This is a genomic window from Paenibacillus sp. HW567, from assembly GCF_000374185.1.
GTDB lineage: Bacteria > Bacillota > Bacilli > Paenibacillales > Paenibacillaceae > Paenibacillus_AQ.
The window spans coordinates 2964632-2986960 of sequence record NZ_KB910518.1 but is presented as its reverse complement, the minus strand read 5'-3'; the positions used below and the strand labels follow the sequence as shown (position 1 = coordinate 2986960).

Here is a 22329-nt window from a genome sequence, read left to right as displayed (position 1 = left end):
TGACAGATGTCAGACTGGATCGTTGAAGCTCCAAATTTGCGGGCTGTTCCAGATTTTGGGACAGCCCTATCGGTTTTTAAAGAGAAATAAACTCTTCTACCTATCTCATGACGTCATCCAGCCACGCAAAAATTCGCTGGTTAAACAGTTGCAGCGCTCCGAAATGACAGTGTTCCTCTCCGCCTTCTTCTGCGGTAAATCGCATGTAGGTTTTTTGGCAGCTCAATGCATCATATAACATTTGTGGCTGACCGTGGAAAAAGTGATCATTTTCCGCTTCGCACACTAGCACCGGACATTTAATATGTTGTGCCACGCCTTCCAGCGTAAATGGCTCTGATTTATCTATGAGCTCCTGATAGGTTGCCGCCATAAAGGTGAACATTCCATTCTCAATTGCCCAGCGGAATTGCGTGCTGCTCTCCATCAACTTGCTAAAGAATTGATCTAGACTCTCCGACTCTTTCATTAAACCTCTAAAGGCCCCGATCTGAAAATTAAACAATCCGTCATTCGCAATGCAGGCAGCTAACCGGTGTTCAAAGGCAGCGGCTCGAGGCGCCAAGAATCCCCCCATGCTAATTCCCATCAATGCAATTCGCAAGGGATCAACTTCCGGCCGGGACTGCAGATAATCAATAACCGGAGTAATGACATGCTCCCAATCATGGCGGAAAGGAATGGATTGCTCCCGGATAACGCCACCCTGCCCAGGCCCTTCAAACGTGAGGCAGTTGTATCCCCGCTGTAATGCCGCTAAGGCTCCGCCAAAATATAGCTCTTCTCCCGTTGAATCATATCCACCATGGATTATCAATGTAGATCGGGGCTGTTGATCCACATAATAAAAATAACCAGGCAAAAAAGTTCCCTCGAATGGAATTTTCACCTGATCAACCGAGATATCCATAAATGCAAGCGCCTGGCGAAAGGAATTCCTGCTCTTTTGCCAAGTGTCGTGCAGACGGGGATCTTGTGGATTGCCATGCAAAAAAAATTCAGCAGTCCGGTAATAATTGGAGGCACGCAAAAAGGCTTCTCTTGCACTTACTCGATGTCCCCGCTCCATACTCTCTGTAGCAATAGAATGGATACGGTTTGCAGTGTTATTCCACTCGGTGTACCAGCTCTCAAAGTCACCTTCCTGAATCCGGTAAGCAGTGGACAGACATTCGCCAACATCTGCTCCGCCGTAAGAAGAGTAACTCATTGTGCGCAGTAATTCGAACGAAAATGTAGGGTCCTGAAAAATAATTTTCATATAAAATTCCTCCTTGAAATTTATAGGTCATATTTAACCTATAACAAATTTAACTTAATAAAATGGAATTGTAAAGTTAACCTTAACCTATATCTTTCACTGAACAAATTCTTATTTATCGTTTAGAATGAATGTTAGTATAAATTAAGAGGAGTTGTTCCCATGAGTCTGATACGTTATGCGTTGCTCTCATTATTAGCCCGGGAGCCGTTGAGCGGTTACGATATCAAGCTGCAAATGAACGATCGCTTTGCCCCTTTTTGGAAAGCTGGCAGCAATCAGGTGTACCCCGAATTATCCAAGATGGAAAAAGATAAATTAGTGGCATTGGCAGGTGTAGAGCAGCATACCTATCGTCCTGCCCGAAAGATATACGAGATTACAGAAGAAGGGCAATTGGCATTGGCCCAGTGGACCATCCAACCCAAGGAAGTAGATAAGGTTCGTGATGATTTTCTGCTGAAAGCCTACAATTCGTGGATGATTCCATCCGAACAAATGATTGAACGTTTAGAGGAAATTAAGGCTCAGCATGAAGAGCGCCTGGTGATCTATGAGCAGAAAATCAGCGAGCTGACGGAGCAGTTCAAATCGTCCAGTACCCACGATCCCATGTTCTCCAGTATTGCTGTCATCCAGTTTGGAGCAAGGTATGAGCAGCTTTATTTGGATTGGTGTAATGAACTTATTACAAAAATAAAAAATTCATGAAGAAGAATCTATTTGAATAAATGTGATATTTGTCATGCTGTATCATTGATGTTTATGTCTTACCGGGGTGACATTTCCTTCTCTATAATGATGCTAGATGAATGCATCCTTAACCGGATACATCCGAGGAGGAAACGGGCAAGATGATGACTAACCAGACATCCCAGCTATCCAGCTTGAAGAAAAGCATGGCACCCTACGAGAAAATTGACCGGGGTTCGAGCATCAGACAACTCGCGAACACACTGGTGCCGCTGGCGCTTTTGTGGGCAGCCGCATACTTCAGCCTTTCCGTATCCTATGGGCTGACACTCTTGTTTGCAGTTCCTGCGGCGGGGTTTGTGATCCGCACCTTTATTATTTTTCATGATTGCTGTCATGGCTCATTCTTCAAGAGCCGCAAAGCCAATGATATCCTCGGGACGATTACGGGCGTATTAACGCTTGTGCCTTACCGCCAGTGGAAGCATAGCCATTCAATTCACCATGCCGGGAGCAGCAATCTCGATAAAAGGGGCATCGGCGATATCTGGATTATGACCGTGGAAGAATATGCGGCTGCGAATCCATGGAAACGCTTGTACTACCGGATTTACCGCCATCCGCTGATCTTGTTTGTGGTTGGTCCAATTGCTGTATTCGTGATTCTATACCGCTTTAATGCCAAAGGTGCAAGACGCAAGGAGCGGATGAACACCTATTTGACCAATGTTTTGATCGCTGCTCTTTACGGGCTGCTGATCTGGGCCATCGGCTGGCAGGCTTTTCTGCTGGTGCAGCTCCCCATTGTATTCCTTTCCGGCTTTCTTGGAATCTGGCTGTTCTATGTGCAGCATCAATTCGAGGATACCTACTTTGAACATGAAGCAGAATGGAGTTATGTCTCCGCCGCAGTGGAAGGAAGCTCATATTACAAGCTGCCCAAGCTGCTGCAATGGATCACCGGCAACATCGGCTTCCATCATGTGCATCATTTAAGCCCGAAGGTGCCGAACTACAACCTGGAGCGGGCACACGACGCCTCGCCTCCGCTGCAGCATGCCACAACCATTACGATTGCCACAAGCCTGAAGGCGCTGCGTTTTCGTCTATGGGATGAGGAGAACAAAACGTTTGTCAGCTTCAAGGAGATCAGGGCAAGAATGCGGCAGAGCAAGCAGCAGGGAGAAGGCTTGAAGCGGATCAAGCCGGGACTTCAGAGCGAGTAGATGGAGAAGAGCAGCAATAGCGGAAGCTGGTGCTGCTCTTTCTCTTTTTTGGCGCATATTGCCTGTTGCCATCGGGTTTATGCTAGAATGGGGGTACAAACTTGCTGGCAAAAAGGATGGCTGACATGCAGAAGTGGCACCACATTTTCCATAAAAGCACAGGTCTCAGCCCTTATGTATGGGTCGTTTTTTACATTCTGCCGTTTTATTTCATCTTCCGTTTTTCCTCCGTTGACCAGAACCAGTGGATATTTGGAGTCATCATGATAGCGATCTTTTTCACCTGTTATGTGCTATCGTTCAAGTCCAAAGGGTGGGTGGTCTACTTCTGGACCAGTGTGCAGATTCTCGTCTCCATTACGATGACTCTGCTGTTCGGATATATGTACTTTGCGCTGTTTCTGGCTTTTTTTATCGGAAATATTCAGAAGCGGGCCGGGTTCTTCACCTTCTATTCCATTCATTTGCTGACGACGATTGTAGCAATCAACTATGAGCTGATTACAGGCAATCCCGTATTTATCGCACAGCTCCCGTTCGTTCTGGTCAGTATGATCGCTGTAGTGCTGCTGCCTGCGACGACTTATAACCGCAACAACCAGGATAAGCTGCAGGGCCAGCTTGAGGATGCCAATAAGCGGATCTCCGAGCTGGTCAAAATGGAGGAACGCCACCGGATTGCGCGCGACCTTCACGATACGCTGGGGCAGAAGCTGTCTCTGATCGGTCTCAAAAGTGATCTCGCCGGCAAATTAATCCATAAAAACCCGGCGCAGGCGGTTATTGAAATCAACGATGTCCGTCAGACGGCCAGAAGCGCGCTCAAGGAGGTCCGGGAGATGGTTACGCAGATGCGGGGCATCCGGTTCGAAGACGAGCTGATCCGGATTCAGCAGTTTCTGCAGGCGGCGGAGATTGAATTTCAGCTCGAAGGCAATCCGAAGCTGACCAATACCTCATTGATTACCGAGAATGTGCTGAGCATGTGCCTTAAGGAAGCGGTGACCAATGTGGTGAAGCACAGCGGTGCGACTGTATGCCGGGTCTTCATTGAACCCTCTCGGACCGACTTGGTTATCCGGGTGCAGGACAATGGTGCAGGTATTGGGGTGATGAATCAGCATAAGGGGCATGGACTGCAGGGAATGAGAGAACGGCTTGAATTTGTTAACGGCAGTATGGATATTGTAGTGGATGAAGGAACAACGATAGTGATTAAGGTGCCCAATGTTTTTATGCAGGCTGAACTGGAGGTAGAGGGACAATGATCAGAATTGTAATTGCTGAAGATCAGCGCATGCTGCTGGGGGCACTGGCTTCTCTCCTCGATCTGGAGGATGACATGAAGGTGGTGGGCCGGGCCGGGAACGGCGAGGAGGCCGTAAAGCTGGTCCAGCAGCACAAGCCGGATATTTGCATCATGGATATTGAAATGCCGGCAATGAGCGGTCTTGAAGCGGCGGAAGCACTGAAGGATTCGGGCTGTAAAATCATGATTCTGACCACCTTCGCCCGGGCCGGTTATTTCGAGCGTGCGGTCAAAACCGGTGTGGACGCCTATTTGCTCAAGGATAGTCCGAGTGAGGAGCTGGCGCTTTCAATCCGCAGTGTGATGGCCGGCAAACGGCTGTATGCCCCCGAGCTTATGGACGAGGCTTACAGCAGTGAAGCCAACCCCTTGACACAGCGGGAGAAGGAGGTGCTGGGACTGATCGCCGACGGCAAAAACACCAAGGAGATCGCCAGCCAGCTCTATATTACAACCGGAACGGTCCGCAACTACATTTCCGTCATTCTCGACAAGCTGGATGTGGGCAACCGGATTGAAGCCATTACCAGGTTCAAAGAAAAGGGCTGGTTCAAATAGATTGTCACGCGAAGCTGGATAAAACCCGAATCTGGTAGAGCGTCAGATTTACAATGGCGGAATAGGGGCGCGGGATGCCCGAAGAACGGAAGTCGTGGAGCGATCTCCTTCAGGTGTCCCCCTTCCCAGACGGGGTTCGTTCATCAATTGGCGTTTGGCCCGGGGTTACGGACTGTGGTGCGCTTCATTGGGATGAGAGTCACGGCTTGGGGAAGTTACGGACACCACGGGCCTTATGATGAAATATTCCGCTTCAAAACGTTCCTTGGAGAAACGATAAGCGCCACTAGGTCCGTTAAGCCGCAAACAGTGGCGTTTTCTTGAAAATAACGGCTCCCCTGTCCGTAAGGAGCTGACTTCGCTGCTGCGTTTTCTCTTCACCAACCCCCGAATGGATGACCTCACCCACAGATTCAGCTCTGATGCTGTACCAGGGACTCTTAGGAGTCCCTTTTTGCTTGCTTCCATGCTCAATAGTCCTAAGTGACCTGGGACAATATGACTATTTTTCCCATGAATCGGTGCCCAGGATTGGAACCGGCAAGCATTTTTGCTATGATGAATGCAAACATGTGCTCTTATCCCTGATTATGGTAATGACAGAACATGTTTCAGCAAAAGACAATGATTCTGGCTGTTCAGCCACTTAATCCAGTCGGGAGGAAACCCATTTGCCTGAACTCACATCATCCTATGTTGATTCACTCGCACCGAACGCCGCCGCCATCAAGAACGGTATGGGACTGGTGCGCAAGAAGAGCTTTATTAAGCTGAATATTTCTGAGAACAGCGAATTGCTCTTCGGTCAGTGCGCCGGCAGCGGTAAGACCCCTTATGAATGCTCTGTGGACTTCATCGTGCCGGAGAGTCCCGTGTTCCGCTGCACCTGTCCCAGCCGTCAATTTCCCTGCAAGCACGCTTTAGGTCTGCTCTATGCTTATACGGAAGGACAGACATTCACGCCAGCACCTGTGCCGGAGGATATAGCTTCCAAACGGGAAAAGGCGGAAAAGCGGGAGGAGAACAAGGCGAAGCAGGCAGCCGAAGGCGGCGGGAGCAAGCCGAAGAAGGTCAATAAGTCCGCGCTCAAGAAAAAAATCACCGCACAGCTCGAAGGGCTGGATCTGCTGGAAAAGCTGGTGCTGTCCCTGATTCGCGGCGGATTATCCACCATTGACAGCAAGACGCTCAAGATGATCCAGGAGCATGTGAAGCAGCTCGGCAATTATTATTTGTCCGGAGCGCAGATTGAGCTGCGCCGGCTTGCGCTGCTGCTTGGAGCCGGGCAGGACCTTGAAGAGAATTATACATATGCCATGGAGCAGTTGACCCGGCTTCATGCTTTTATCAAGAAGGGCCGGGTCTATCTGACTGCCAGAGCAGAGGACCCGGAGCTGGCGCTGGATCATGAATCTACAATTGATGAATGGCTAGGACATGCCTGGCAATTGTCCGAGCTGAAGGAATACGGGCTGGTGAAGGAAGCGGTGGAGCTGCTTCAACTGACCTTCTACAGCTATGATGATCTGGCCCGTCAGGAATATGTGGATGCGGGTTACTGGATCGAGCCTGCGAGCGGCGAGATTCACCGGACAGTCACCTACCGCCCTTACAAAGCGGCTAAGCTGATGCGGGAGGAAGACAGCTTTAATGAGCTTGCCCGGATTCCTCTGCTGTACAAGTATCCCGGCGATATGAATGCCAGGGTCCGCTATGAGGAGATGACGAGCAGAGCCGTCTCGGCGGATGATTTAGCGCTTGTGTCGGCAAAAGCGCACCGCTCCTATGCGGACGCTGTCAAGAAGGTCAAAAATCAATTAAAGAATCCGCTCGGTGACAAAACGCCTGTGCTGCTGCTGCATGCGGCCAATTTGGGCGTGGCAGAGAGCGGACAATACGTGATCACCGACGAGTCCGGCACCTCTCTGGTGCTTGAGGATATTCCGTCGCTCCCGCAAGGCACTGTGAATCTGCTGCCTTTTCTGCCTGCTTCATCGCTGGCTGACAGTTATATTCTGGTAATGTTCGAGCACCGTCTGGATCAGGGACGTCTGGTAGCACAGCCGCTAACTGTTATAAAAGATGCAGGGATGACCCGGCTTTTGTATTAATATATTCCGTTCTTATATATACCTATAGGGGGATAGCCCATGAGTACAGCACTATTGCAAGAGCTTCATCAAGAGGTCAGAAGGCTATATATTGCCGGCAGTGACCTGGCCGCCGGAGACTTCCGCCTGAAACGGCTGCTTCCGCAGTTTCAGCAGCTTGGAGAGCGGGCCGCGGTCTTCAAACGGCTTGGCGAGGGCATCTCTTCCCTGCTCGAACCCGCAGGGGGGCAGGAGCCTGCCCCGGCCGTTCAACTGCAGGAGTTGACCCTGCTGCTGGAATCTGTGCTCTATACACAGGGAGCAACCACTCCTGACGGAACTCCCGGAGCGTTGCGGACCCGGAGCTTTGCCCTGGAAACTAAGCTGCCTTACAGAAAGCTGGCCGCAGTTCGGCAGGCCCTGACTACAACCGGAGGCGGCAGACATGAGATTGTTGTTGATGCCTTCAAGGAAGGGATGTTTCAGGATTTACGGTTGCTTCCGCTGGCAATTGCGGCATTAAGCGATCCTTATGCAGAAATTGCCGATTTTGCCATGACGGAAATTCTCCCTTCTTATGGCCCGGCTATCGCCGATTATTTGCTGGAAACCTTCAATCCGGCCGGCGGCCGAAGCGAGGTGCGCAAGCTGAAGGTGATCGGCAAGGCAGGCGGGGACGGATTGCTGGGTGAAATCTTCAAAGCCGCTGAAAGCGGCAGCGACGATATCCGGGTAGCGGCGATCGAATGCCTTGGCGGTCATGAAGAGTACACCTCCAATCTGCTGGAATGGACTATGGATAAGAAAAAGGTGATCCGCGAGGCGGCGTTTGCGGCATTGGCGGCAGGCGGCTCACCGCAGGGTGGGGAGAGGCTGTTTGAAGCTTTTAACACCAAGAAGGACCGGGCGCTGGTGGCCGCTGCTTTGGCTGAATGGCCATCCGCAGAGCTTGGCGCGAGGCTGTCCACTCTATTTATGGAGGAGCTGCGCGAGGCTCCGGTGGAGAATGGGGACAAGAAAAAAACTGAGGCTGTCTGGGAAGGAATTCAGCCTTTCCTGACAGCACTTTATGAGGAGCGGAATCCACAGCTCGATGAAATTTATAGCTACGTCATCGCGGAATATCACCGCTTCTCTTCACTTGGCTGGATGCCGCTGATGGATCGGGCGGCGCTGTATAAGGAGCTAGCTTCGTCTGAGCCGGCACTTGCGGAGCTGCAGGAGCTGGAGAAGCTGAATTCCCGCTATGTGCCGAATTATTTCCGGGCAGCGCAGCAGCTCTTGACACCTGCGGACCTGTATAAGGAGTTCGGCGGCACGATGATGAACAAGCTGAAATCCAAGCTGGCCAAGAATGCGGGGCAGCGTGCCCAGCAGCTTCTGGAAACGATCGAACGGCAGATTGTCAACGTGGAGAGTGTTGTCTATAAGGCAGGCTGGGAGCTGTCGAGCGAGCGGGAGTATTATGCACGTGAAATGCTGTCAGCCGAGACTATTGCCGCGAAATGGGACCCGCACTGGCTGGACTGGTTCATTGAACGCAATTCGCTGGATCTGGTGTGTGCCTTTGCACGCCCCAATCATGATGGAGTGCGCAGCTACTTGCTGAACAAGCTTCAGGAGCAGGGCAAACGGCGCAGCCATGATGCTATGAATCATATCTTTATGGGGCTTGAACGCTCGGGTATGGCAGAGGCAGAGCGTCAGGAACTGCTGATGAATGTCCTGGAGAATGACAGGTCGTTCAATCCGTATATGTTCGATTACTACCTGCTTAATCAGATGCTGCGTTTCCCGCCTGGCTATATCGGCCGCATAGAAGCGGTGCTTCCGAAATACAGATATGAAAGCCATAGACAACTGGAGTATTTGATTATCCATCTGCGGAGCATAGTGTAGCGGCGGGTTGAGAGAAGCTCTGATGACTATACAAGATGCTATAAGCTGAACTTGAAAAAATCATAAAAAGGTTGGAGTGTGGAGGGAAGTTTGGATACTTACGGAGCGGTAGCGTCCGCCTGAGAGCTTTCCGTAGGAAAGCTGGCCGTATGATTAGGCTATGTTTGGGTTTCTACCGCAGACAGCGGTTCAAAATCAGAAATTCCAAACATACCAGCGGCCGGAAGTCCAAACATTCCCCGCAGTTACGACCAATGCCGATTTGGTAAATCAATAGTCAGTTTATATAGATTTTATATAAAGGAGAGGTGTCCATGTCAACGAAACAAGAGCAGCTTCAAGACTATATGCGGCTGCCGGCAGAGATATTGTATCGTGAAGAGCTGGAAGCGCTGAAGAAGGAGGATACCGGAAAAATTCCGGCAGGCTGGCAGATGTCTCCGCGCGCAGTGCTGACCTTCATTGCCGGAGGCAAGGCAGGCAAAACGGTAATTACGCCAAAATATATCGGCAATACGCGTCTGATCGAGATGGCGGTGGCTACGCTGGTCACGGACCGGGCGCTGCTGCTGATCGGTGAACCGGGGACCGCCAAATCGTGGCTGTCGGAGAATCTGGCCGCGGCGATCTATGGCAATTCCGGGCTGGTTGTGCAGGGAACTGCCGGAACAAGCGAAGAGCATGTGCGTTATTCCTGGAATTATGCCATGCTGCTGGCAAACGGCCCTACCCCGGAAGCGCTGGTCAAAAGCCCGATTATGCGCGCGATGGAAGACGGGGGGATCGCCCGCTTCGAAGAAATCTCCCGCTGCGCCTCAGAGGTGCAGGATGCGCTGATCTCTATTTTGTCGGAGAAGACGATCTCGGTGCCGGAGCTGGGCAAGGAAGCCGGAGCGCGCAAAGGCTTCTCTATTATTGCCACAGCCAATACGCGGGACCGCGGAGTCAACGAAATGTCGGCGGCATTGAAGCGCCGCTTCAACATCATTGTGCTGCCCGCCCCGTCAGATATTGAAACGGAGCTGTCGATTGTGAAGAAGCGAGTCGCTGAAATCGCATCCTCTTATGAGCTTCAGGCTGCCGTTCCGGCTGACGAAGCGCTGCTTAAGGTGGTTACGATCTTCCGTGAGCTGCGCAGCGGCATGACGCTTGACAAGAAGGACAAGGTGAAAACGCCAACCGGGGTGATCTCCACGGCAGAGGCCATTTCACTCTTGACGAACAGCATGGCGCTCGCGGCCAGCTTCGGCGACGGGGAGCTGACCAATAGTGACCTTGCTGCCGGACTTCAGGGGGCCATCGTCAAGGATGATGATAAGGATAAGCTGGTCTGGAAGGAATACCTTGATAATGTAATGAAGAAAAAAGGAGCGGAATGGCGCGGCCTGTATCAGGCCTGTAAGGAGATGAACGAGTGAAGGCGACTGCTGAAGCAGGAGTACATATTTTCGGGGTGCGGCATTTGTCTCCGGGCGGCGCAAAGCATGTACTGGATTACCTGAATGAGCTTCAGCCGACCGCAGTGCTTATTGAAGGGCCAAGCGATGCGACCGATGAAATCCGTCATTTGACGCATGAGGTCACGAAACCTCCGGTGGCAATTCTGGCCTTCACCGAGGAATTGCCGGTACGAACTGTCCTCTGGCCTTTTGCCGTCTATTCCCCGGAATATCAGGGCATGAAGTGGGCGAAGGAGAACGGGGCTGAAGCTGCATTTATTGATCTTCCTTCCTCCGTTACCTTAAGTCTGCAGGATGCCATGAGGCGGGAAGAAATCTCAGGGAGGGGAACGAAGCCTGAGGCAGTGGAATCCGGTGAACCCGCGAGTGAAGACATCCAGGAACCGGAATCCGTCTACAGCCGGATTGCCCGGCTCGCCGGAGAATATGATTATGATATGTACTGGGAGCGTAATTTCGAGCATAACGCCAATACCGGAGCGTACCGGACGGCGATTCTTTCCTTCTCCGCCCAGATGCGTGAGCTGTCGGAGGGCAAGGAGCAGCTTGAGCAGCCGAAGGAGCATGCGTATAATGCGCTGCGCGAAGCCTACATGCGGCGGCAGATTCAGAAGACTATTGATGCCGGACATGATCCCCGGAAGATTGTGGTCATCTGCGGCGCCTATCATGCGGCAGCGCTTGCCAGCTTATCGGAGGTTATGACTGAGTCCGAGCTGGCGGGGCTGCCTTCGCGCAGCACCAAGCTGACGCTGATGCCATACTCGTACTATAAGCTGTCCACGATGTCCGGTTACGGCGCGGGTAATGGAGCGCCGCATTACTACGAAATGATGTGGGAGACGATGACGGCCGGACGGCCTGAGGAGCTGCCGCATCTCTATCTGTCCACGGTGGCCCGCCATGTGCGCAGCGGCGGTACACACCGCTCCACCGCCGAGGTGATCGAGGCGGTGCGGCTGGCGGAGTCGCTGGCCGCGCTGCACGGCGGGAGTGCGCCTACGCTGCGCGATTTGCGCGATGCCGCGCAGACGCTGCTTGGGCACGGCGAGCTGGCGGCCGTCGCCGATGGACTGGCAAGAGTCGATGTCGGGACAGCCATCGGCAACCTTGCCGACGGCGTCAGCCAGACGCCGATCCAGGATGACCTGAACCGGCTGCTGAAGCGCTATAAGCTGGAGAAATACAAAACGACTGTAGCCAGCGAACTGTCGCTCGACCTTAGAGAGAACCGCAGAGTCTCCAGCCAGGAGGCGGCCTATTTGGATTTGCACCGCTCCATTCTGTTCCACAGGCTGGGTCTGCTCGGTATTTCTTTTGCCAAGAATAGACCCAGCGGCCAGGAAGGAGCCACATGGGCGGAATACTGGATCATTCAGTGGTCACCCGAGGTGGAGATTCAGGTCGTGGAATCGACCCTCCTCGGCGAGACCGTCGAGGTGGCTGCTGCTTATGTGCTGCGTGAGAAGCTGCAGGAATGCCGCTCCATTGCCGAAGCCTCGGCGCTTATCCGGCTGGCCTGTGAGTGCGGTATGACCGCGCAGATGGAGGAGAGCAGCAGGGTGCTGCAGAGTCTCGCAGTTGACAGCCGTGATGTAGTGGGGATAGCGGCAGCCGCCCGCGAGCTGGCAACGATCATCGGCTTCGGCGACATCCGCAAGGTAGACACCGCCCCGCTTGTGCCGCTCATGGAGGAGCTGTTCCGGCGCGGCTGTCTGTTCCTGCTGGATGCCAGCAGTTGCAATGATGATGCCGCCGGCAAAATGCTAATTGCCATGAATGAGCTGAACGTGATCTCGCTGGAGCACAGCGAAACGGTGGATGAAGCATTATGGCTGCAAGAGCTGCTGCATCTCTCGGAGCGGGATGACCGTAATCCCCGGCTGTCGGGTTTTGCATGTGCAATTCTGATGGAGCGCGGTGCCATCTCGGCGGCAGACGTCGCCTCCGAGGTCTCGCGCCGCTTGTCCCCGGGGATTCCCGCTGACCTCGGCGCAGGATGGTTCGAAGGGTTGTCCATGCGCAACCGCTACGGACTGCTGTCCCGGATGAGCCTCTGGGAACAGCTTAATGATTACATCAACGCTCTGGAGGATGAGGAATTCAAGCGGGCGCTGGTGTTCCTGCGCCGGGCGTTCAGCACCTTTTCGCCGCGCGAGAAGACGATGATCTCAGAGCTGCTGGGCGAGCTGTGGGGTGTGGATGTGGAGCAGGCGGCTGAGATTCTCACCGGAGAACTGAAGGAGGATGAAGCCAAGATGCTGGACGATTTGAATGATTTTGACTTCGGGGATTTTTAGATGGGGAATGAGAACAAGCAGGAGAGCACAGTTGCCCGTTGGCGGCTCATTCTGGGCCGGGAAGCAGAACAAGCATTGTCAGGTTATGGCGAAGGCGGCCAGCTTAGCCTGACTGATGAAGAATTGATCATGGATGCGGCGCTTGCCGCCATCTATGATGATACAGACGGAGGCGGCGGAACAGGGTCTTCCTCCGGCAGAGGCAAAGGCGCAGGAACCGGGCATGCCGCCCTGCATCTCTCCAAATGGCTCGGAGATGTGCGCAGCTATTTCCCGGAGGATGTAGTGTCGATCATTCAGAGCGATGCGATGGAGCGCCGGGGCTGGAAGCAGTTGTTATTTGAACCGGAGCTGCTGGCTGCCGTGAAGCCGGACATTCAACTGGTGGGCACGCTATTGTCACTGAAGGGCAAGATCCCTGAGAAGACCAAGGATACGGCAAGACTGCTCGTCAAGGCGCTGGTGGAAGATTTGGTCAAGCTGCTGGAAACCGATATCCGCCGTGCGGTTACCGGAGCGCTGAACAAGCGCCAGCATTCCCCGCTCCCTTCGCTCAGCGGGCTGGATTGGAAGCTGACGATTCAGCGGAACCTGAAGCACTATGATCAGGAGCGGCGGATGTTGATCCCCGAACGGTTTTTTTATTTTGACCGGGCTCGCCGGAGCAAAGAGTGGACCGTTATTGTAGATATTGACCAGAGCGGCTCGATGGCAAGCTCCATTATCTGGGCTTCGGTCATCGGCTCCATCTTCGCCAGCATCCCGGCACTGAATACCCGTGTGGTGGTTTTTGATACCGAGGTAGTGGATTTGACGGAGCAGTGCGCCAATGATCCCGTGGATATGCTGTTCGGCATTCAGCTTGGCGGAGGAACGGATATCCACAAATCGGTGAAGTATTGCGAGCAGTTCATTGAAGAGCCGAAGAAGACGTTGTTTATTATTGTCTCGGATCTGTATGAGAACGGCAACCAGGCCGGTCTGGTGCGCCGGATGCGTGAGCTGCGCCAGTCGGGCGTCCGCACGATGACACTGCTGGCCTTGTCGGATGAAGGCAAGCCTTCCTATGACGAGCGGTTGGCTGCGCAGCTCACGCGTGACGGCACACCTTGCTTTGCCTGCACTCCGGCTCTGCTGCCTGCACTTGTGGAAGGCGCACTCAAAGGCCAGGATCTTGGCGAGCTGGCCAAACGTCTGGGAGCTACGTGAGTCATTTCTGCGCATGGGAACATATACTTTACAATCACATATTGTGTAAGCTGCATATATCATTTATAATCGGTTATTAAAAAGCACTTATCGACGTGCTGCTTGAAAGGAAATGAATTTCTTATGTCAAGTAAGTTGAGAGCGGGTATTGTCGGCGGTACAGGCATGGTGGGCCAGCGTTTTATTGCACTTCTTGAGAATCATCCCTGGTTTCAGGTGACGGCTATCGCCGCCAGCGCCAAATCGGCTGGGAAAACCTATGAAGAGTCGGTAAGCGGCAGATGGAAGCTGTCCACACCGATGCCGGAAGCGGTTAAGAGCATCATGGTTCAGGATGCCTCCAAAGTAGAGGAAGTGGCTGCAGATGTGGATCTGATCTTCTGCGCCGTAGATATGAAGAAGGAAGAGATCAAGGCGTTGGAAGAAGCGTATGCACGCACCGGAACGCCGGTCATTTCGAACAACTCCGCACACCGCTGGACACCCGATGTTCCGATGGTCATTCCTGAGATCAATCCGGAGCATCTCAAGGTTATTGCCCAGCAGCGGAAACGTCTGGGAACCGAAACCGGCTTTATCGCCGTGAAGCCTAACTGTTCCATTCAGAGCTACATGCCTACAATGCATGCACTGCATGATTTCAAGCCTTCGAAGGTTGTCGTTACAACCTACCAGGCGATTTCCGGGGCCGGCAAGACCTTTGCCGATTGGCCGGAGATGATTGATAATGTAATTCCGTTCATTGGCGGCGAGGAAGAGAAGAGCGAGCAGGAGCCGCTGCGGATCTGGGGAAGCGTGACCGACAATGGTATTGTCAAAAGCGAACAGCCAGTCATCACCACACAATGTATCCGTGTGCCTGTCGCTGACGGACATATGGCTGCGGTATTTGCATCCTTTGAGCAGAAGCCATCCAAGGAAGAGATTCTTGAACGCTGGAGCAGCTTCAAGGGCCGTCCTCAGGAGCTGGGGCTGCCAAGCGCGCCTAAGCAGTTCATCACTTATTTCGAAGAGGATAACCGTCCGCAAACGAGGCTTGACCGTGACATTGAGAACGGGATGGGGATTTCAGCCGGAAGACTCCGTGAGGATTCATTGTACGACTACAAATTCGTCAGCCTGTCCCATAATACGGTACGGGGCGCAGCAGGCGGTGCTGTTCTGATCGCTGAGCTGCTGAAAGCTGAAGGTTATATCCAGCCGAAGTAATTCTTGGGTCTCATATAGTAAGTGTATACAAGCAGCCTGCTGGAGCTTCTCTGGCAGGCTGCTTGTGTGTTTACCTGACATATCACCTGGGTAATGGTAAGATGTAACAGGGCAAGACGAAAACTGAATACTGACGGAGTGATATTGTGGCAAAAAGTAAAGGCGGCGGTACAGGCAGAGGAACAGGCAGCAAAGGCTGGACCCGCTGGAACAAAACGGCAAAACCTGTAAAGCCAGCTAAAGGCAGACCCTCCGGGGTGGCGGGCGGCAAAGGAACGGGCGCTGCCAAGAGCAGTGATGGAAATAAAGCAGGGAGCGGCAAATAAATTGGCCATTTGCTCATAAATGATCACTAATGGGCATCTGATTTGGTTGATTTTACTCCGAGTCAGGTGTCTTTCATCTAGAGAACAGGAAAGCGGGCGTAAGCATGCGGATTAACAAATACATCAGTGAAACTGGCCTATACCCGCGCAGAGAAACCGACAGGATGATTTCCGCAGGACGGATTACGATTAATGGCAGGGTATGTGAAAAAGGAGACAATGTCGAGCCGGAGGACATTGTTGCTGTAGACGGTGCTCCCATTACTATTGCCGAAAGAGAGCCTGTATATCTGGTGCTTAACAAGCCTATAGGCATAACTTGTACTTCGGCGCGTCAGGTGGAGGGGAATATTATTGATTTTGTCGGATACCCTTCCAGAATCTTCGCCGTTGGCAGACTGGATAAACCTTCCGAGGGTCTGATCCTTTTGACCAATGACGGGGGGATTGTGAACCAAATGATGCGCTCGGAGAATGGGCATGAGAAGGAATATGTCGTTACTGTCGATAAACCCGTGACTGAAGATTTCCTGGAGAAGATGGCCGGAGGCGTAGAAATTCTGGGTACCCGGACCAAACTATGCGTTACCTATAAGATAAGCAAAACCCAATTCGGAATTATTCTTACCCAGGGTCTTAATCTGCAAATCCGCCGGATGTGCAAGGAACTGGGCTACCGTGTACTCCGCCTGGAACGGATACGCATTATGAATATTACTTTGAACGGACTGGAAAGAGGGCAGTGGAGACACCTGGGGAACGACGAACTATCAGAGCTTCTGGACCGTTTAAACGACTAGATAGTTGTGGAGGAGAACCAAATGAAAAAATACGTGAGCTTTTTTATTACTTTATTGATAGTTACAGGGTGTTCGTCATCCGGTTCTAAACCAACAGCAGACCCAGCAGAAACTTCTGTGGCAACGGCAACAGCTACAGCTTCGCCCACCCGTTCAGCAGATGTATCGGCCCAGCCCTCTCTGGCAGCATCACCATCACCGGACCTGTCAATAGATTCAATAGAGAAGAAATACTCCGGGTTCGTTCATAAGGAAGCTGTGCCGCTGGACGGGCAGACCTACGAGGTTTATTACTGGAACAACGGTGATTTTGACTACACGCAATTTTTGATCGCTAATCAGCAAGAGGTTCTTTTTGATAGTCAGCAAGCCGGGTTGAAGATCGAAGGCGGCTATATCTCAGATAAAGCAAAGAATATTTGGACACATTCACTCCTGCAGAACAACCGGCCCACCTTCCTGTTCAGTCTTGCGGATAACCGCCCGGAGTCGGCCTATATCATTCTGGAAAATATAGATGGAGCTATAAAGGTTACTGTTCAGGATAACGTTCAGGTGAACTATGAGGATGTGGATCAGGATGGCAGCCCGGAGCTGCTGGCAAGCCCTTATTCCGGTCAGGTACCGCTCGGCCCGGCTTTATATGCCGTGTATGAACTCAAGGGGAATCAATACGTTCCAAATACCGCAAAAACCAATCAATACTGGGAAAAGCAACTGCTGGAAGGGGAAAAGAATTACAAGGCAGATCCAACAGAAGGCACCTTGGAAGTGCTGCTTGATGCCTATCTCGTGTTGGACCGCTTGGATGAAGCTAAGGCCCGTTTTCCTGAGTTCTATAAGCTTGCGGGACAGACCTCCGGAGACGGCGGGTTTGTGGACACTTATTTGCAAACGATCAAAGCAGGCTCCTATGATCACATCAGCGGCTGGATGAATAAGCTGAAACCGCTGCGTACCCTTGAGTCCAAGTAACCGGGTTCTGGCTAATTCAACACCTTTGGCTCAAACTGCTTGTCATAGAGGTCTCTGTATACGCCATTTTTCTCCAGCAATGACTGATGTGTGCCTTCCTCGATGATTGTTCCGGCCTGAACGACGAGGATTTGGTCGGCCGCCATGATCGTAGAAAGTCTGTGGGCGATGACGATGCTGGTTTTGCCCCGCAGCAGGGCATGCATTGCTTGTTGAATATAGTATTCTGATGCTGTGTCGAGTGAGGAGGTAGCTTCATCCATAATGATAATCGGAGGGCTCTTCAGCAGTACCCTGGCAATGGAAATCCGCTGCTTCTCGCCGCCGGACAGCTTGATTCCCCGGTTGCCCACTACTGTGCTGTAACCTTCCGGCAGACTCATAATAAAGTCATGGATGTATGCGGCCTCGCAGGCGGCAATGATCTCCGGTTCACTGGCTGTACTGTTTGCGTATAACAGATTTTCGAGAATGGTTCCATTGAAAAGATAAGTATCCTGTGTCACTAGGCCAATCTGTGAACGCAGCGACTCCAGCGTAAATTCACGAATGCTTCTGCCGCCAATGGTGATCGCTCCCGACTGGATCTCATAGAGGCGCGGAATGAGGTTGGTGATCGTCGTTTTGCCTCCTCCGCTGGGCCCGACCAGTGCAGTCAGGGTTCCGGCAGGAGCGGTGAAGGAGATTCCCTGAACGGCCGGTTTATCCGGCTGGTAGGCAAAATAAACGTTCTGAAATTCGATGTTTTTGCCTGCTGCGCTGATTGGCAATGCCCGGGGTTCATCCACAATGTGCGGCTCCATGTCAAAATAGTCAAAAATCCGTTCAAAAAGCGCTGAAGAGCGCTTGATATCCACATACAGATTCGTCAGTTGCATCACAGGGCCGTAGAGTCTGCCCAGCAGTGCGACAAAGGCGACAATAGCCCCTATGGACAGCTCGCCTTGAATAAAAAGATAACCGCCATACAGGTAAATCAGCATCGGACCAATACTGGTAAAGGTGGACAGCACCATCAGGAACCAGCGTCCGGCCATGGATTCCCGGATTTGCAGACGTGTTGCTTCAGCATTGATGGTGGTGAAGTTTGCGTACTCCGCCGCTTCTTTGGTGAACAGCTTCATTAGCAGATATCCGCTGATGCTGAGCGTTTCCTGGATCAACTGATTCTGCTCGGAAATCTTTTCCTGGGTTTGTTTGGCCAGCTTCCAGCGCACATTGCCCATTTTTCGGGTAGGCACGACAAACAGAGGGACGACAAGCACTCCAAGGATTGCCAGCTTCCAGTTCATGAAGAATAATGTCCCGGTAGTGGCGGCGAGGATCAGCAGATTGCTGGCGAAATTAACAACCGTGCTGCTGAACACACCTTGAACGCCTGAAATATCGCTCGTCATGCGTGTGATCACTTCGCCCTGCTGGACACCTGAATAGAACTGTAAGGGCATCCTTTGCAAATGGCGGTACATCTGGTTTTTCATATCATGGACAATGTTTTGGGAGATAAAAGAATTCAAATAATTCTGCAGCACACCCAGCAGACCGGTTGCGACAGTCGTACCCAGTGAAAGGGCAACGAGCAGTATGAGGAACTGAAGGTTTTTATCAGGCAGCGCTACGTCGATAATTTGCTGGATCAGCAGGGGCGGCAGCAGACCCAGTACTGCGGATACCATCAGTTCAACCATTACCAGCAGCGTCTGCTTCCAATATGGAAAGAAATATTTGGATATGCGCAGCAGCAGCGCTTTGGACAGATTGGGCTTCAATTCATCATCAGCGAATTTCAGTTTGCCGTGGCCGCCGCTGCCCACCGATCCGAAACCTCTTGACACGATAGATCACCAGCTTCTGAGAATTAGTTGCTTCCTTCTGGATGATACGCCTAGTTCAGGCTGATGTAAATTAACTAATGTACGGGAAGGGAGCGCAGCATGAAGATTGAGCCACAGCAATTCACTCGTAATGGAGTAAGCTACACCATAAGATCAGCCGCACCTGCCGATGCGCAGGAGCTGTCAGAGGTCCGGCTGCAAATTGATGGAGAGACCGAGAACCTGGACCGTGTGCGCGGTGAGGCCTACATTGATGCAGACGGCTTTGAACAGATTATTCACACGGATACCGCAAATGACCGGAATCTTTTTCTGGTGGCGTTGGTGAATGACAGAATCGCCGGGTTCTCCAGATGTGAAGGCAGCAGTTTACAGCGGCTGGCGCATAAAGTGGAATTTGGAATCGGAGTGCTGCAGGAATATTGGGGATATGGCATCGGCAAAAATCTGCTGCAAGCCTCGATTGACTGGGCCGATTCCAGTGGCATCCGCAAAATGTCCTTGTATGTTCTGGAGACCAACGGCAGCGCCATTAACCTCTACCGCAAGCTGGGATTCGAAGCCGAAGGCGTGCTGCAAAAAGACAAGCTCCTGTCTGACGGCAACTACTACAACACGGTTGTAATGGGAAGATGGAGAGAATAGCGCCTTATTTAAAAGGAACAAAAAGCACAGCGCCGATGCTGATATCCAGGCAACTGTGCTTTTTGCTATTTACGGAGCCAAGCGGGGCCACACGCTATGGCTGACGTGGCTACAGCTTAATCGCCAGCAGGAACTCCCGCGCTGCCCCGCTGATGTCCTCCGCACCGGCAATTGCCGAAATTACGGATATGCCGTCTGCGCCAGCCCTGATTACCGGCGGTGTATTCGCCGCGGTGATTCCGCCGATGCCAACGAGGGGGAGGGTGATTCCGCTCTGCCGCAGCTCCTCAATCACAGCCGTTCCCTGGACGGCTTCGGCATCATCTTTGGAGATTGTGGGGTAGACCGGACCGACTCCCAGGTAGTCTGCTCCGTCAGCGATTGCCTGCCGCGCTTCGTCCAGGGTATGGGCGGAGACGCCGACGATTTTGTGCGCTCCGAGACGCTGGCGGATGGAGCGGGCCGGGGCATCGCTCTGTCCGACATGAACGCCGTCCGCATCAAGGGCAACCGCCAGTCCGATATCATCATTTACGATAAAAGGGACACGATGCTCCCGGCAGCTCATCTGAAGCTGCTGCGCCAGCTCAAAGTATGCTTGTCCGGTCAGTGCGCCAGCCCCCTTTTCACGAAACTGGAACATGGTTATTCCGCCTTCAATAGCCGCTGCAAGGGTATCCAGTGGGGATTTCCGGCAATTTACACTGCCCATAATGAAATACAGCTTCAACATTCCCCGCATATGTTCACTGCTGATCCGGTTCATGGCCGCACCCCCCGAAGTCTGTTCTGATAAGCAAAATGATTCGTTGGTCCATGTCCTGCCCCAAGGTTCAAGCTGTCTTCAATCGCCGCCTGGATAAAAGCTTTGGCAGTGTGAACCGCCTCCATGATCCCCTGGCCCTTGGCGAATCCGGCAGCAACCGCTGCGGAATACGTGCAGCCCGTTCCATGCGTATGCCGGGTGTGAATGCGCGGGCTCTCCAAATAAGCGAATGCCTGCCCGTCATAGAGCAGGTCTGTCACATGGGCGGTTCCTTCTTCATGACCGCCCTTGAGCACCACGTATTGCGGTCCCATTGTATGAATAAGCTTGGCGGCTGCTTCGCGGCCGGCAAGAGAAGTGATAGTCATCCCGGTGAGGACTTCCGCCTCAGGAATGTTCGGTGTGATGACTAAGGCTAGCGGCAGCAGTGAGGTAATCAGCGCGTGTACGGCCTCCTGCTGAAGCAGCGGGGAGCCGCCCTTGGCAATCATCACCGGGTCGACCACAAGCTTAGTCCAGCCGTATTGCCGGACCTTGTCGGCCACCACGCGAATCAGCCCGCTGCTGAACAGCATGCCGGTTTTGACCGCATCCGGTGCCAGATCAGTTCCGACGGAATCAAGCTGTGCAGCAACGGCCACCGCTTCCAGCGGATACACACCCTGCACACCGAGCGTGTTCTGCGCCGTCACTGCCGTAAGTGCGGACATGCCGTATACTCCTAGCTCCTGAAAGGTTTTGAGATCGGCTTGGATACCGGCACCGCCGCCGCTGTCGGAGCCGGCGACAGTTAATGCCTTGAATACTTTTGACATCATAATGTCTCCTTTGCCGGACTGCCGTTATTGTGCAAGCCGCTGCACACGGGAGCGCCCGGAGTATATTTCCGGAGTCACCAGCGCCAATTGATTCAGGAATTCAGACTGGAAGCTGCCCGGACCCTGTCCGTGTGTCCGCTCTGCGGCAATCTCGGCCGCCACGCCATAGAAGGAGAGAGCTTCCGCTGCCGCCTCCAGCCAGACTCCGCCGCTGGCCGCCAGAAAAGCGCCCACAACTGCACTGAGCAGACAGCCTGTGCCGGTAACTTTTGTCAGAATGGGATGCCCGTTGCTGACCACATAAGTGCTGTTGCCATCCGTGATAACATCCTCCTTGCCAGTGATGATCACGACACAATTCAGCTTCCGCGCAGCTTTTACCGCGAGTGCCACCACATCGCCGTCTCCAGCTCCGGCATCTACGCCTTTAATGCTCCAGCTCTCCCCGACAACATGGGCCACCTCAGCAACGTTGCCGCGCAGCGCGGTAATCTGCATGCCGTTCACGAGCTTATGCGTAACCTCTGTACGGTAAGCGGTAGCTCCGGCTCCCACCGGATCAAGCACCACCGGCACCTGATGGCGGTTCGCGGCTTGTCCGGCCAGGAGCATAGAGCTGATGGCATAGTCGTTCAGAGTACCTATGTTGAGCACGACTGCTCCTGACATAGCCGCTATGTCTGCTACTTCTTCATGCGCATCGGCCATAAAAGGCGAAGCGCCCAAGGCCAATAGCCCGTTCGCGCTGAAGCCTGCGACCACAATATTCGTAATGTTATGCACCAGCGGATTGCTTTCCCGTACCTTTGATAAAAATGACATGATTATCACTCCTTAAAAGTTTTGTTAGCGTTACTTCTTGAAATCACTTCGGCAAAACTTACTTCGGAAGCATATGCTTAGTTTTGTTAGCATACGCATCCCAGATCAGCTTCGTACAAAACTCGCTT

Annotated in this window: 19 protein-coding genes; 14 read left to right on the top strand and 5 right to left on the bottom strand. The window is 52.7% G+C overall.

Features of this window, described 5'->3' with window-relative positions; all coding sequences use genetic code 11:
* Positions 1-100 precede the first annotated feature (100 nt).
* Positions 101-1261 carry an alpha/beta hydrolase family protein gene (locus B212_RS0113565; RefSeq protein WP_019911360.1) on the bottom strand — a complete coding sequence of 387 codons (1161 nt, stop codon included), beginning with the start codon at positions 1259-1261 and terminating at the stop codon, positions 101-103.
* A gap of 162 nt (positions 1262-1423) precedes the next feature.
* On the opposite strand from B212_RS0113565, the gene B212_RS0113560 reads away from it, so the two are divergent.
* From B212_RS0113560 to B212_RS0113500, 13 genes are all read left to right on the top strand, one after another.
* On the top strand, positions 1424-1972 hold the full coding sequence (locus tag B212_RS0113560) for a PadR family transcriptional regulator (RefSeq protein ID WP_019911359.1): 549 nt from the start codon (positions 1424-1426) through the stop codon (positions 1970-1972).
* Positions 1973-2118: 146 nt separating this feature from the next.
* Positions 2119-3180: a fatty acid desaturase gene (locus B212_RS0113555; RefSeq protein ID WP_036669361.1), complete on the top strand. Its 1062-nt coding sequence runs from the start codon at positions 2119-2121 to the stop codon at positions 3178-3180.
* A gap of 125 nt (positions 3181-3305) precedes the next feature.
* Positions 3306-4448: a sensor histidine kinase gene (locus tag B212_RS0113550; RefSeq protein WP_028530810.1), complete on the top strand. Its 1143-nt coding sequence runs from the start codon at positions 3306-3308 to the stop codon at positions 4446-4448.
* Positions 4445-5047, top strand: coding sequence for a response regulator transcription factor (locus tag B212_RS0113545; protein ID WP_019911356.1), 603 nt, complete (start codon positions 4445-4447; stop codon positions 5045-5047). The genes B212_RS0113550 and B212_RS0113545 overlap by 4 nt, the downstream gene beginning before the upstream one ends.
* A gap of 671 nt (positions 5048-5718) precedes the next feature.
* The gene (locus tag B212_RS0113540; protein WP_019911355.1) at positions 5719-7158 is read left to right on the top strand and encodes an SWIM zinc finger family protein; all 1440 of its coding nucleotides are present in this window, start codon (positions 5719-5721) and stop codon (positions 7156-7158) included.
* Between the two features lie 39 nt (positions 7159-7197).
* On the top strand, positions 7198-9036 hold the full coding sequence (locus B212_RS0113535) for a hypothetical protein (protein ID WP_019911354.1): 1839 nt from the start codon (positions 7198-7200) through the stop codon (positions 9034-9036).
* Between the two features lie 314 nt (positions 9037-9350).
* Entirely contained in the window at positions 9351-10454 is a 1104-nt protein-coding gene (locus tag B212_RS0113530) for an AAA family ATPase (protein ID WP_019911353.1), read from the top strand.
* Positions 10451-12796 (top strand): DUF5682 family protein, encoded by a 2346-nt coding sequence (locus tag B212_RS0113525; protein WP_019911351.1) that lies wholly within the window; start codon positions 10451-10453, stop codon positions 12794-12796. The genes B212_RS0113530 and B212_RS0113525 overlap by 4 nt, the downstream gene beginning before the upstream one ends.
* Positions 12797-14005, top strand: a complete 1209-nt coding sequence (locus B212_RS34505) for a VWA domain-containing protein (RefSeq protein ID WP_019911349.1) — start codon at positions 12797-12799, stop codon at positions 14003-14005. It abuts the gene before it with no gap.
* A 123-nt stretch (positions 14006-14128) separates the two neighbouring features.
* Positions 14129-15214: an aspartate-semialdehyde dehydrogenase gene (gene asd, locus B212_RS0113515; protein WP_019911347.1), complete on the top strand. Its 1086-nt coding sequence runs from the start codon at positions 14129-14131 to the stop codon at positions 15212-15214.
* Positions 15215-15357: 143 nt separating this feature from the next.
* Complete coding sequence (locus B212_RS0113510; RefSeq protein ID WP_036668149.1) at positions 15358-15540, top strand: DUF3934 family protein; 183 nt, start codon at positions 15358-15360, stop codon at positions 15538-15540.
* A 104-nt stretch (positions 15541-15644) separates the two neighbouring features.
* Positions 15645-16340: a pseudouridine synthase gene (locus B212_RS0113505; protein WP_019911345.1), complete on the top strand. Its 696-nt coding sequence runs from the start codon at positions 15645-15647 to the stop codon at positions 16338-16340.
* 117 nt (positions 16341-16457) lie between these two features.
* Positions 16458-17315 carry a hypothetical protein gene (locus tag B212_RS0113500; protein WP_156830124.1) on the top strand — a complete coding sequence of 286 codons (858 nt, stop codon included), beginning with the start codon at positions 16458-16460 and terminating at the stop codon, positions 17313-17315.
* Positions 17316-17326: 11 nt separating this feature from the next.
* Here B212_RS0113500 and B212_RS0113495 read toward each other — a convergent pair whose 3' ends face one another.
* Positions 17327-19150 carry an ABC transporter ATP-binding protein gene (locus B212_RS0113495; protein ID WP_232231480.1) on the bottom strand — a complete coding sequence of 608 codons (1824 nt, stop codon included), beginning with the start codon at positions 19148-19150 and terminating at the stop codon, positions 17327-17329.
* Positions 19151-19249: 99 nt separating this feature from the next.
* Here B212_RS0113495 and B212_RS0113490 point away from each other — a divergent pair, with 99 nt between their 5' ends.
* The gene (locus B212_RS0113490) at positions 19250-19795 is read left to right on the top strand and encodes a GNAT family N-acetyltransferase (protein WP_019911342.1); all 546 of its coding nucleotides are present in this window, start codon (positions 19250-19252) and stop codon (positions 19793-19795) included.
* Positions 19796-19904: 109 nt separating this feature from the next.
* Here the strand turns inward: B212_RS0113490 and thiE are convergent, their stop codons facing one another.
* The 3 genes from thiE to thiM are packed head-to-tail and all read right to left on the bottom strand — an operon-like array spanning position 19905 to position 22201.
* Positions 19905-20561: a thiamine phosphate synthase gene (gene thiE / locus B212_RS0113485; RefSeq protein WP_019911341.1), complete on the bottom strand. Its 657-nt coding sequence runs from the start codon at positions 20559-20561 to the stop codon at positions 19905-19907.
* Positions 20558-21376 (bottom strand): bifunctional hydroxymethylpyrimidine kinase/phosphomethylpyrimidine kinase, encoded by an 819-nt coding sequence (gene thiD / locus B212_RS0113480; RefSeq protein WP_019911340.1) that lies wholly within the window; start codon positions 21374-21376, stop codon positions 20558-20560. The genes thiE and thiD overlap by 4 nt, the downstream gene beginning before the upstream one ends.
* 27 nt (positions 21377-21403) lie before the next feature.
* Entirely contained in the window at positions 21404-22201 is a 798-nt protein-coding gene (thiM, locus tag B212_RS0113475; protein WP_019911339.1) for a hydroxyethylthiazole kinase, read from the bottom strand.
* Positions 22202-22329: the final 128 nt, after the last annotated feature.

Bases quoted from the DNA above. Each gene is read 5' to 3' on its own strand.
- B212_RS0113535 (WP_019911354.1), top strand. From the start codon at position 7,198: ATGAGTACAGCACTATTGCAAGAGCTTCATCAAGAGGTCAGAAGGCTA.
- B212_RS0113550 (WP_028530810.1), top strand. From the start codon at position 3,306: ATGCAGAAGTGGCACCACATTTTCCATAAAAGCACAGGTCTCAGCCCT.
- thiM (WP_019911339.1), bottom strand. From the start codon at position 22,201: ATGTCATTTTTATCAAAGGTACGGGAAAGCAATCCGCTGGTGCATAAC.
- B212_RS0113560 (WP_019911359.1), top strand. From the start codon at position 1,424: ATGAGTCTGATACGTTATGCGTTGCTCTCATTATTAGCCCGGGAGCCG.
- B212_RS0113545 (WP_019911356.1), top strand. From the start codon at position 4,445: ATGATCAGAATTGTAATTGCTGAAGATCAGCGCATGCTGCTGGGGGCA.
- thiD (WP_019911340.1), bottom strand. From the start codon at position 21,376: ATGTCAAAAGTATTCAAGGCATTAACTGTCGCCGGCTCCGACAGCGGC.
- B212_RS0113565 (WP_019911360.1), bottom strand. From the start codon at position 1,261: ATGAAAATTATTTTTCAGGACCCTACATTTTCGTTCGAATTACTGCGC.
- asd (WP_019911347.1), top strand. From the start codon at position 14,129: ATGTCAAGTAAGTTGAGAGCGGGTATTGTCGGCGGTACAGGCATGGTG.
- B212_RS0113490 (WP_019911342.1), top strand. From the start codon at position 19,250: ATGAAGATTGAGCCACAGCAATTCACTCGTAATGGAGTAAGCTACACC.
- B212_RS0113555 (WP_036669361.1), top strand. From the start codon at position 2,119: ATGACTAACCAGACATCCCAGCTATCCAGCTTGAAGAAAAGCATGGCA.
- B212_RS34505 (WP_019911349.1), top strand. From the start codon at position 12,797: ATGGGGAATGAGAACAAGCAGGAGAGCACAGTTGCCCGTTGGCGGCTC.
- B212_RS0113505 (WP_019911345.1), top strand. From the start codon at position 15,645: ATGCGGATTAACAAATACATCAGTGAAACTGGCCTATACCCGCGCAGA.
- B212_RS0113530 (WP_019911353.1), top strand. From the start codon at position 9,351: ATGTCAACGAAACAAGAGCAGCTTCAAGACTATATGCGGCTGCCGGCA.
- thiE (WP_019911341.1), bottom strand. From the start codon at position 20,561: ATGAACCGGATCAGCAGTGAACATATGCGGGGAATGTTGAAGCTGTAT.